The sequence below is a fragment of the Emticicia fontis genome (genome assembly GCF_054779675.1).
This window is the reverse complement of record NZ_BAAGXU010000001.1, coordinates 64949-77249: the sequence shown is the minus strand read 5'-3', so window position 1 is coordinate 77249 and position 12301 is coordinate 64949. Positions and strand designations below refer to the sequence as shown.

Here is a 12301-nt window from a genome sequence, read left to right as displayed (position 1 = left end):
CGAAAAATAATTCGGTGTATATGTTGAAATAGCTGATATTTTCTCAATATTTGTGTACAAACGACTCTCTCGATTACATAAACTCATTTGACTTTAATTAAAGAATTTTCCAACTTTTGAATTTTACTATATGCCTACTTACGATCAAGTATTCGAAAACAACCAGATCTGGTTGAATGAAAAAAAGAGAACCAATAAAGACTTTTTTGAAAATCTGGCAAAGGAACAGCGCCCTGATTACCTCTATATTGGTTGTAGTGATAGCCGTGTGACAGCAGAAGACCTAATGGGTGCCGGCCCAGGTGAAGTTTTTGTGCACCGCAATATTGCCAATCTGGTAAATGCAACTGATTTGAACGTGATGTCTGTAATTAACTACGCCGTACGCTACTTGGGTGTAAAACACGTAGTTGTTTGTGGGCATTATAATTGTGGAGGTGTAAAAGCCGCCATGCAGCCTGTAGATATGGGGATTCTGAACCCTTGGCTAAGAAATATCAGAGATGTATACAGGTTACATAAAGATGAACTCAATGCTATTACAGACGAAGCCAAACGTTACGATCGTCTCGTTGAGCTGAATGTTCAGGAGCAATGTATCAATGTAATTAAACTGGCCAGCGTTCAGCAGGAATATTCGAAAAAAGGTTTCCCTACTGTGCATGGATGGGTTTTCGATATAAAAAATGGAAAGCTAATAGATCTGAAATTGGATTTCAACAAATTATTGAAAGATATACAGGAGATTTATTATTTAGGCGAATAGTTAGAATGAAGAGGGTTTTCTAAATGAAAACCCTCTGTACTTATTAGATCTTCCCTAAAAACCGTGTCACCAAAAATACTACTCCCGACATAATACCTTGCACGGTAGTCAAAACTCCTATACTCATATTTGATCTTTCGCTGATACCATCAGTCATGAAATGATGGATACTTACGCTGATAGAAACGATAATAATGCCAGAGAGAATGGCGTTAATTATGCTCTTCATAAATCCTGAAATCTTCGGATTCTTTCTCAGCAAATAAATACATCTGACGGATAAAAAGAGTGGTAAAATACAGATAACAACTGCGTAAATTATCTCCATACTTCTATAAAAAACTTCTGATTTTTTCTGCTGTTTCAGCTAGTTGCTCTTGTGTAGGCTTTAATTTATTATTAAAATTCATGTCGCCCATACTATTCATCGGTATCAGATGAACATGCGCATGAGGGACTTCCAGACCAATCACTGCTACGCCAATGCGTTTGCAAGGGATAGCTTTTCTGATCGCCGGTTCGATCTGTTTAGCAAATTGCATTAAGCCTGTATATAGATCATCATCCAAATCAAACAGATAATCTATTTCCTTTTTGGGTATCACCAAAGTATGGCCAATCGCGCATGGGAAAACATCCAGAAAGGCCAGAAACTCATCAGTTTCAGCTATTTTATGAGACGGGATTTCTCCTGCTACTATTTTTGAAAAGATAGAAGGCATGATATATCATTTATGGATTTGAGCGCAAGGTAATAAATTTTGCAATTGAGTTCTGCGAAAAACTTGCTTTAGAGAAATTACTTTAATAAATCTTCTAATGCCGCTCTGATAGTTGTGAATTTATATGAGAATGACAGTTCCTCCGAAACCCTTTTATTTTTTATATAACTTCCTCCTACAACTACGATAGCCATCTCACCAAAGAGTAATTTCAGTATAAAAGCGGGAACATTTGGCGCCCATAGTGGTTTTCTTAAGACATCAGCGGCAATTCTCACTATTTCTTCATTTCGCACAGGGGCAGGCGCTACTGCATTATAGGCACCGTGCATTTTTTCGTCTTCAATGGCTTGTAAATACAACTGGCACATATCATCAATATGTATCCAAGACATCCATTGTTTACCACTACCAAGTGCTGAGCCGATTCCTAATTTAATAGGCTGTAAAAGTTGTGGTAAAGCTCCTCCCTTTTCGCTTAATACAATTCCAGTACGAAGACTTACTATTCTTTCAGCCTGAGTAAATTTCTCACCTTCTTCTTCCCATATTTTTGTGCAAGTAGCGAGAAAATCATGACCCGCAGGGCTGCTTTCATCTAATCTTGCCTCTCCCGTATCACCTCCATAATAGCCAGTAGCTGAGGCCGAAATAAATGCTTTGAGTTTGATTTTCTGATCTTTGAGATGCTTATTCAGCAATTGAATGGGCTTTACACGAGAGTCAATAATCTCTTGCTTGCGCTTATCAGTCCACCGTTTATCTGCAATTCCAGCACCAGCCAGATGAATTATATAGTCGATATTTTTGAAGGCTTCGTCATCTATGAGTCCTTTCTTTATATCCCATAGAAATACTTTTACATCCGGTATATTTACTTTTTCTCGGCTCAGCAAAGAGACCTTATGGCCTTTGCTTAATAAAAGTCTGGTCAGCTGCTTACCAATAAGCCCTGTACCTCCGGTTATTAAAATATTCACGTCTTTTTAGTAATTAGTTTAGTTTTAAACAGAGAAATCGATAGAAATGTTTGTGGTAATCCTATAAGTAAACATTTTTCAAATCATAGGTTGGAACTCTGCTAACCGGAAGCTGCAAAATAACCCCAGTCAATAGCTACCAATATGTTTCAAAATCTGATTACCTTTGGCTATTCGTATAGATGGCCTCTATACAACAGCCCTAAGCTCCTTAAAACTTATGACCAAAGCATCACCACAAGATTACCTGAAACTTCACTTAATTGTTATTATTTTAGGTTTTACGGCCATTCTGGGCCGTTTGACTGATGTATCTGCTTTGGGAGTAGTATTCTACCGTACTTTACTAGCTTCAGCAGGGATGTATATAGTGGCCAGAATTCAAAAGAAAAATATCCTTATTCCGTTTAAAGAAAGTCTGCCATTACTGGGTGTTGGGGCAATCATTTCCTTGCATTGGATGTGCTTTTTTGGTTCGGCACGTGCTTCTACCATCGCTATAAGTTTAGTGACTTTTTCGGTTACCTCTTTCTTTACGAGTATCTTTGAGCCTCTTGTTAAGAAAACAAAAATCAGTGGCGTAGAGGTACTATTAGGGGTTCTTGTTGTGGCAGGGATGTACTTCGTATTTAAGTTTGAATACCAATATCTTACCGGAATCATTATCGGTATCATTGCTGCTTTATTAGCCACCATTTTCTCTGTACTCAATGCCCAACTGGCGCAAAAATATGAAGCCCAAACCATTACTTTTTACGAAATGGTCGGGGCATTTGTAGCTTCCTGGGTATTTATTCCAATCATTGTTTATGCCTCGCCAGAGACTCATTTTCAATTAATACCCAGTCCAACCGATTGGATATGGATAGCCATTTTAGGCTTGGTTTGTACAGTTTATCCATACAACGAAATGGTGAAGCTATTGAAGAAAATCTCTGCCTTTACCCTCAATCTCTCTATCAATATGGAGCCTATTTATGGTATCTTGTTAGCTTATTTTATTTTTGGTGAAAAAGAGCGCATGACTACCGGTTTTTATATCGGAGGCGTTTTGATACTGCTATCGGTGATTCTACATCCGTTTTTGAAACCAGCTAAGTAACTTTTAATTACTAACTCTGCTCTCCTCCTCATTTCTGGTATCCTGCTTGATTTTATAACCTGATTTCCCAAAATTATAGGTGAGTGAAAACATTACGCGCTGATTACCCCCCCAATGTGAAAACTCATTATCAATAATGCTTTTTTCTCTGAAAATCAATTGGAGATAATTGGTATTGAAAATATCATAAAAACTCATTTTCGTATTCAGCTTGCCCTTCAACCATATTTTCTGCAAACCTAAATCAATATAATAAATAGGTTTGAAAATATAAAGTCCATTTCCTCGCTTAGAAACATAGTAATAATAAATATCAAAAGTAAAATCCTTAGTCAACGTAAAAACCTGGCTTCCATTAATCATATAATTCGTAATCGGAATCTGATAAACCAATCCCTGATAAGGTGTCTGCTCTTTTTTATAATATAGGCCCAGATTATGATTCATGCGCCACCATTTTTTTACACTGATAGCCCAATTAGCCTCAAGCGTAGCAAAATCATTATAAGGTAGGTTTGTGCCCAAGTATTCTAATACATTTGTCACCCGATTGTACTCAGGATAACGAGCCATTGGGTCTAATTCCCTTCCAATATTGAGTAAGGTATAGAAATTCTTTTTGGTATATGTTACACTCAATTGCTTGGTAGTAGAGGGTAGGAGGTAGGGATTGCCTACCCAATAATTCAAAGGACTTAAATAAAACCGGAAAGGATTCAATGATTCAAAAGTAGGACGTGTCATCCGATGCGTATAGGCAGCTGTAATCTGCTGTTCATTCGCCAACAGATAAGACAGATTAATGCTTGGCAACCATCTGAAATAATCCCTTTCTGTAATCTGTCTGCTGGTAATCGCATTGGCGATACTATGTGTATGCTCAGTACGCAAACCTATTTTATAATTCAGGTTACCCCACTTTTGTCCATAGATTACATAAGCGGCCGATATATATTCATCATAATGAAAATTGTTGGTCCTGCTCAGGTCGAGCACAAAAGTATTATCATTACCGAGTGTGTCATACACCAGATTATTTTTGGTGCTGATTGCCGCAAATTTGCCTCCTATTTCTAATTTTCCTTTTCCGATAGTATTGATAAAATCTGACTGAATTGAACGGATAGAAATGGCATTGAGCAGATTGGTTTTCCAATAATTCAATAAGTCTCCCGTAAGCGTCTGTGTATTCTGGATGTCTTCTTTCCGACGGTTATTTACCTGAGAGACTATACCTAATACATGCAATTCATTTTTACCCAAGCGGGCATCATAGCTTAAATTGATGCCATAATTGCTTTGTGTGGGAATATAATTATTCAAGCTATGGATGTTGGATAATACAAGCTCATCTGCCGAATTGGTGAAGTGCAAAGTATTATCAGCCCATGCCTTTCTGTTTAGCAGGTTGGTGCGCAAGATAAGGCCCAGATTCTGATTCTTTTTCAGATGATAGTCCGCCTCCAATTGTATAGTATAATTAGCATGATTGATTTTCTGCCAGGTGTCTGTTCGCATAATATTAGTATTGGCCTGATGCTGCAATGCCCGATAACGATAAACGGTAGCACCTGCCTGATACCCCAACCTTGCCGTATAAGCCACCTTGGGCGTATTGTATGTTAAAGTGAGGTTATTGTTATTATACAAATAAACGCCTTGTTGCAAAGTACCTACATAATTCCCAATCCAGCCCAGTGTTTTATCTCGTTGTAATCTGATATCGATAATAGCTTTGTATTCTGCATCATATCTGCCTGACGGATTAGCAATGATTTCAATGGAAGCAATCATTTCTGGGGTGAGGCTGTTCAGATAGGTTTGTAATTGCTCGACACTCATAGGCATAGGCTTGCCGTCCACAAAAATAGTTGGCATTACCCCTCCGGCCATTGACAAACTACCATCGTTATTAATCTGGATTCCGGGCATTTTCTTTAATATATCAAAACCATTGGTTGAGGTATTAAATAACTTATTATCGGCAATATTCACAATCAGCTTTTCATCTGTTTTCTGTATTTGTATTTTATCTGCCCTCACATTCACTTCATTCAGCAATTGATTGTTGGTTGCCAATGTTATAGTAACCTGACTGTTATTTTCTATTGATATAGCCTGATACTGCTTCTGATATTCAATGGAAGAGAATAACAAGAGATAGCTACCTTTTGAAATGGATGCGAACTGGAAAATACCCGATGAATCTGTAACACTTCCTTTTATGAAAGACGAATCTTTCACCGAAAGCAAAGATACATTCACAAAAGGGATGCCTTGGCTTGTGGTGTGATCAGAAACTCTTCCCGAGAGCGTAATCTGAGCAAATGTGCACGAATAAACAAAAATGAATAGAATGATTGCAATAAGTGATTTCGACATAGAATATACATTTTACAAATACTTGTCAAATGTAATTTTTGTAGAAATAACCAAGGTTCAGAATCTAATATTCAGGAGTTCGGAATTATAAATCTGGACTTGCATGGATTTTGATAAAATTATAATAGATTGATAAGTAATGGTTTATGAACTAATGCTTTTCTCAGTATTTTCTTTGTAAATCATCGGCGTAGTTTGTTTTAATTTTTTAAAAGTTGTATAAAAAGTAGATTTAGAATTAAAGCCTACCTCATATCCGATGGCTTCGAGCGTAAGGTTGGGCTGTTCAATAATCATTTTACAGGCTTCATTAATGCGGTACTCATTGATATAAGTCGAGAAACTTTTACCCAGATTATCATTCAATAATTGTGATAGCTGATGCCCTGAAATATTGATTTTCTTCGATAAATCATTCAGTTTAAGATTCGCATCTTTGTATAATTCCTGCTCTTGCAGAATTTGTTCTAATTTCTGAATTAATGGATTTGCCAGTTCTTTGCCGATTTTTTTATTGGCATATTTATCTTGCGTGGTAAACACATAAGTATCCATTTTCTCTTTTTTCAGCAAGAACAGAATACTGATATAGAGAATAAAGCTAAACGAAAGAGGCCCGGTTATATAAAAGCCTTGCTGGATATTGAGCAAAGAAAGAAAATAGCTAAGAAAAATGATGGTATTACCCGAGAATAGTAATAATTGAAACTGCTCGGGCAGATTTAGTTTTTCCTGACGATTGAAGAGTTTCGCAAAAACTTGTTTTATCTTTATCCCTGTAGCAAGTGTATATAAAAACCATTGCAGGTAAATGATTTTAATAAAATAAGGCCCCCAAAGTTGCGGATAGTCCTGATACGGCAACGTTACACCCACTGAAATGATAATTACCAGATGAATAGCAAAATTCAGCTTCCAGTATTTTGGCACTTCAACGATATGCTCACGGATAGATTTTATCAGATAAAAGAGTGTAGGCCCTATAAAGAAACAGGCCGATAAGCCTATTTGCAGATAAATTTTAGCCAGATCAGGTTTAAAAACCAGAAAAATAGATTTGCCTACCCTTACACTCAGGCATAGGAGCAATAAACCTAATAAGAAACCTGTGAAAGTCTTGGTCTTTTTGAAAAATAAAAAATAAGCAGCTAAAAGCAGGCCATTGAAAGCACCTAGTCCACTAAAGAAAAATAGTATGTCTTGCCTGAGGTTCATGATTCCGAAATTCTAGCATAGCTTTTCTACAAAAATATCTAAAATTCATCAAGCTAGCATAAGCCCGATATGCTTTTTTGAGATTATCATACAGTGAGTAAAAACAAAAAAGGTCTTCTAGAATTTTCTAAAAGACCTTTTCAGTAGGTAAACTCGATAATTATTTTTTACCATAACGTTTGTTGAATTTATCAACACGTCCGGCTGTATCAAGCAATACGTTTTTACCAGTATAGAATGGGTGTGAGTCAGAACTTACCTCTACTTTATAAACAGGGTATTCTTTACCATCTTCCCAAACGATGCTTTCTTTCGTGTTCACACATGAGCGTGTTACGAATTTGAAATTTGTTGACAAATCCCAGAAAACAACTGGTCTATAATTTGGATGAATATCTTTTTTCATTGCTGTATTTGTATTGAACTTCTTAAAATCGCTAAAACGGGTTGCAAATTTAGAAATATTTAAACAAAAAGCAAAGCATATTCCATAAAATAATAGAAAAAACTTGTTTTCCCGTTTGTTAATTATAACAGGCTTTGATCTCCGCCTTGAAAACCGCACTATTATCTACCTGAAAACCTGTTCCTAAAATCACAGCATTCCCGGCTTCGTAGCTGATATTTGACGGACTGAATATTTTGTTAGTCGCATTAATGGTTTCTCCGGCTTTTTTAATCAATGTCGCTCCGGTGTAATTATCAGCAGGGCTTACCAGTGTTAGTGCACTTGAAGTAATGCTGATGGTTGTTCCGTTCGAATTGCCATTTATAGTAGGATTAGTAGAAACTACCCTGATTTTATACTGATTTCCCGCTATTACATTGGCTGGAATCGTACACGCCACATTTCCGGCTGTGTTAGATGTACCAATCACCACCGGATTATCAAACGAACTATACAAATCAGATAATTGCACCTCAAACTGATTACCCGGATTAAATGCACCTGTGGTACCAAAATTGACATTAAAAGTATTAGTACCGCCTGCACAAAGGGCGTTAATATCAAAAGTCGGGGTAGCAATGCTGGCATTGCTGGCAACAATACTGAAATTAATAACCATTGGGCCATAAGTGACATTGCCCTGTAAATTATCCTGATTATAACCCGTCACGGTCATGGTATAATTGCCCGTAGGCAAATGTCGGCCAAAAACATTATTGCCTGAATTATTAAAAAGCGCATAAATCGGTACATTCTCAATCGTTTCCTGATTCTGGAAAGGAGCAGGGCCTTGAAGCACTATTCTGAAACTCTCAATCATGACTGACGGGCAAATCGGATTCAATACGATTGAAGTTTCTTCGGGCACTTGCGCAATCACCATATTATTGACTAGTGGGAACTTATAATCGAAAGGGTTACCTGCAAGTACATAATCAAAATCAACTACTTTGCTGCAAGGATTGGTATCACTCACATTAACAAAGGTTGTGGCCGTGGCTGTGCATGAATTTTGTGTAACTGTAACCGTATAAGTGCCTTTCATGGCAAGAGTAGCATTGTTGATGCTAGCAGGATTATTGACGCTACTAAACCCATTTGGCCCTGTCCAGCTATAAGAACTACCCCCCGAAGCTGTTAACTGAATCGTTTGACCTATATCATAAGGACCCGTATTGCTGGCAGCAGCCGGAACAGTTGTCACCGTGATGCTTGCAGGAGTTGCATTAGCCTCAGTACAGGAGCCATTTTTAACAACGGCTCTGAATTGTGTATTTTGAGTAAGTCCAGAATAGTTTTGCGTGGCAGTCGTATTGTTGATTGTAGTAATGGTGCTAAAATTATCAACTGATGATTCCCATCTGAGAATAGTTCCTGTGTAGCCAGTCAAAGTTAAAGTTCCGCTATTGCTGACAGCACAAACATTTGTCCCACCGCCTACGCTTCCCGCTTGTGTTACACAACCCGGCACAATAGTTAAGGTAGCAGGTACCCGGATGCTCGCCTGACAACTTAAGCCACTGCCTGCGCATGAAGCCTCAGCATAATAAGTATAAGTGCCGGGAGCCGTATTACCCGGAATATATTCATTACCCGTAGCTACCTGATTTCCTCCTGATTGGCTATCCCACCAGGTAATGGTACTTGCCGCGCCTGTTGCTTTGGTATAAACCGTAACCGAGAAACTTTCTACACAGAGTGGGTCTATCATCGCATCATCATTGGCTATCAGTTTCCAGACACCATTAGGGTTTATGCCATCCAGCATGCCTAAACTTTGTGCAGGATTAAATGTGCCGGATGCAGGTATAGCACCCACCGCAGCACCACCATCTTCAAATACCGTTGTCACCAGCCCTGCATAGCTTCCGGAAAACGCATAGGTATTGGCATTGAGCAGGTTAACGGTTATATTACCAGGCGCTACTATTTTAAAAGATACTTCATCATTGAAAGGATTCTCACTGCCACCAGTTGTACCACAATCGTTAATCGAGCCACCACTTCTTTTGCGCCATCTGATTGATATTCTGGTGAGAGCAATATTACCACTGACACCAGCCACGGTTACTGTTGGGTCGGCACCACTTTTGGTGTTTCCATCATAGCCTATCGTAGGGCCTGAATAGGTAACTGTTTGTTGCGGATGGCAGTTGCTACTGGCTTGTAAGCCGTTTCCGGTAGTAATAGTTGTGCCCTGGCTAATGCTTCGGCTGATAGTAGTAGGAGCGGGAACACCTAATTGTGTTGTAACCCTGATGGCAGTAGATGCCAGCGTACAATTCAGGTTTGTAATAGCAACTGTATATTGACCCGATTCTTTCGCTATCAGTCGAGCCTGTGTTTGATCCGGTAAATCAGTATTGTTTCTTTTCCATTGGAAGGTATAACCTGAAGCTGTATTAGCATCAAAAATCACTGAATCACCCTCGCAAAAAGTAGTGGAGCGGGTAATGGTGACATTAACATTAGGGCAATTGGGGTTCAACGTACTTAAAACAGCCGCATCTGCTCTGATTAAGCCATTACCAGTCGCATAATCAAAACCAGTATCAAAGCCCGGTGTAGTGGGGTCGTCCATATCTACACAAGAATTAATCAAGGCTGTTTTTATGGCACCTGGGGTTAATTCCGGATTACCCTGCAACATCAATCCAGCCACTGCAGCGGCATGTGGCGCAGCAGCAGATGTTCCGCTGAAATTCGGTGTGCCGTCATTTTCATAATCATATCCGGCAATGAAAAAAGAAGTATTGGCGTTGTCAGGTGCTACTATCTCAGGTTTTTGCCTGATAATAGGTGTAGGCAATAAATCGCCGGAAATAGATCGATAAATAGGTGTACCTCCGCGCGAGGTATAATATTCCGGTTCAGGAGGATCTATTCCATAAGCAGGAGTCTTATCATAGCTGGCCGCTCCTACCGACATGGTGCTGGTAGCATTGTGGTGCCCGATAATGGTAGAAGCTTTAATTCCTACAATATTCGTAGGGGTAACAGCCCAGCTTAAACCACGATAGCCCAGAAATTTAATATTTCTGGGATTAGTTCCCGCTTTTTTAGTAATCAATATATAAGCATTGCCTGTTCCGGATATTTGGAATATTTCTCCCGGGTCTGCTCCTATATTGCTGTCGGTACTGGATGCTACTACCTGATAATTGCCCTGATTTTCTATAACCAGATAAATATTAAGGTCTGAAGTGGCACCAGCCGAACCATTGCCAGTGCTGAAATAAGGATCATCCCATTCCAGCGTCATTGTCATCCCATTAATAATCTGAATGGGTAGCAGATAAACCGGACTTCCGGTTGTTCCGAAATTATGAGCAGTTTCTGAGCTATTGGTGAACGGTTGAAAACTGGATGCCTGATACGGAGCTTCATAAGAACCATTACTGGAGTTTCCGGCCGATGAATAATAAGATACGCCATAATTGGCCGTCACCTCATCTACAGCCTGAGCAATCATGCCGTCCTGAAAAAATGGTTCGAGCAGGTAAGTAATATCATCTACAATAATTTTACAACCGGCCGCGGCTAATGCTCTGATACCATTGGCAAAATCAGCCTCACCATTAAAGGCAGAATAATAATAGATTTGTGCGCCCGGTGCTACATCATGAATGATTTCTATCATGGCTCTGCCCTCATCGGCACCACCGCTTAATGATTCACTCAAGACCGTTACAGGGGTGGTAAACCCATTCGGATTACCCGGCCCTGGTAATTCTCCGGCACTGACACCGGCCGAAGCGCCATTCAGGAGATTATAACTATCAGAAAGAACGCCTATTTTTATATTATTTCCATTCAGCCCAGTCATTTTTCGGGCAATATCTGAGCGCTGCGCAGAGTCTCCCTGTGTCATGATAGGTCCAGAATTATTGAGAGGCTTTATTACAGGCTGAATCCACGAGATATTTTTTGAATTGGCAGCCAGGCTATTAATCTTATCTACTTCTACCCAGCAGGTCACCCGTTTTTTCGAGGCTCCTATCATTTCAATAGCGCCATTGCTCAATTCTTTTTGCAAGGCAGCTACATCGGCTTTGGCTACCACATCAACCAGTATTTTCTCATTCTTTTCTTTAAAAACAAATAGGTTATAATTGCTTACATTTTCTTTGTCCATCAACTGGTTATTAGCTGCGGCAGTAGCCACCTGCGCGAGCCCTAATTTGAGTTTTGTTTGCCCCTGAGGAGGTGTAAAATTAATTTGCTGCGCTTGTAGAGTAAAAGTAAAAAGGATTAAAACAAGTGCATGAAATAGTAGAGATTTTTTCATAATTACAGACAAATTAATAGGAAAATAAGAAGACAAAATTGGAGATTTAATATTAAGAAAACAATAGAAGGCATTTACGAATTGATTAGACGGCAAAACAATAGGCATACACTGATTTTCTGTAACCTATCACTGCCTTCAGCCAAAAAGGTAGTCACCGTAGCGTCTACCTTTTTCGGCCCCGTTTGAGTGCTCGTAATTCTGATTTTCTGAAAATTATTTCTGTCTTCATTCAAACAGGTTACCACCATAATGGTCACCTGTTTTGATTTTCTTTTTCTCTGGAGACACCTGGTCTTGGCCATTTCAATACTTGTTATGCGGATAGTTGTCCTATAAATTTCCGACTTAAGATTCTGTTTTTAAAGTTTTTGAGTAGTTTTCTGCTAAAATCATAC

9 protein-coding genes are annotated in these 12301 nt (G+C 38.9%); 2 read left to right on the top strand and 7 right to left on the bottom strand.

The genetic code is table 11. The features are described 5' to 3' along the window. Positions 1-130 precede the first annotated feature (130 nt). Positions 131-766 carry a carbonic anhydrase gene (locus tag ACYVFA_RS00275; RefSeq protein ID WP_460469776.1) on the top strand — a complete coding sequence of 212 codons (636 nt, stop codon included), beginning with the start codon at positions 131-133 and terminating at the stop codon, positions 764-766. A 43-nt stretch (positions 767-809) separates the two neighbouring features. Here the strand turns inward: ACYVFA_RS00275 and ACYVFA_RS00270 are convergent, their stop codons facing one another. The 3 genes from ACYVFA_RS00270 to ACYVFA_RS00260 all read right to left on the bottom strand — a co-directional run bounded on the left by ACYVFA_RS00270 (position 810) and on the right by ACYVFA_RS00260 (position 2468). After that, a complete protein-coding gene (locus ACYVFA_RS00270; RefSeq protein WP_460469775.1) occupies positions 810-995 on the bottom strand; it encodes a hypothetical protein in 186 nt (61 codons plus the stop codon). 103 nt (positions 996-1098) lie between these two features. Next, positions 1099-1488, bottom strand: a complete 390-nt coding sequence (locus ACYVFA_RS00265) for an HIT family protein (protein WP_460469774.1) — start codon at positions 1486-1488, stop codon at positions 1099-1101. Positions 1489-1565: 77 nt separating this feature from the next. Then, positions 1566-2468 carry an epimerase gene (locus tag ACYVFA_RS00260; RefSeq protein WP_460469773.1) on the bottom strand — a complete coding sequence of 301 codons (903 nt, stop codon included), beginning with the start codon at positions 2466-2468 and terminating at the stop codon, positions 1566-1568. Between the two features lie 220 nt (positions 2469-2688). Between ACYVFA_RS00260 and ACYVFA_RS00255 the strand changes: the two genes are divergently transcribed. Then, the gene (locus tag ACYVFA_RS00255) at positions 2689-3570 is read left to right on the top strand and encodes a DMT family transporter (RefSeq protein ID WP_460469772.1); all 882 of its coding nucleotides are present in this window, start codon (positions 2689-2691) and stop codon (positions 3568-3570) included. A gap of 3 nt (positions 3571-3573) precedes the next feature. Here the strand turns inward: ACYVFA_RS00255 and ACYVFA_RS00250 are convergent, their stop codons facing one another. From ACYVFA_RS00250 to ACYVFA_RS00235, 4 genes are all read right to left on the bottom strand, one after another. Then, on the bottom strand, positions 3574-5952 hold the full coding sequence (locus tag ACYVFA_RS00250; RefSeq protein WP_460469771.1) for an outer membrane beta-barrel family protein: 2379 nt from the start codon (positions 5950-5952) through the stop codon (positions 3574-3576). A gap of 144 nt (positions 5953-6096) precedes the next feature. Then, positions 6097-7167, bottom strand: a complete 1071-nt coding sequence (locus ACYVFA_RS00245; RefSeq protein WP_460469770.1) for a helix-turn-helix domain-containing protein — start codon at positions 7165-7167, stop codon at positions 6097-6099. A gap of 160 nt (positions 7168-7327) precedes the next feature. Then, positions 7328-7573, bottom strand: coding sequence for a 50S ribosomal protein L31 (locus ACYVFA_RS00240; RefSeq protein ID WP_460469769.1), 246 nt, complete (start codon positions 7571-7573; stop codon positions 7328-7330). 118 nt (positions 7574-7691) lie between these two features. Continuing rightward, the gene (locus tag ACYVFA_RS00235) at positions 7692-11903 is read right to left on the bottom strand and encodes a 3-coathanger stack domain-containing protein (RefSeq protein ID WP_460469768.1); all 4212 of its coding nucleotides are present in this window, start codon (positions 11901-11903) and stop codon (positions 7692-7694) included. Positions 11904-12301 lie beyond the last annotated feature (398 nt).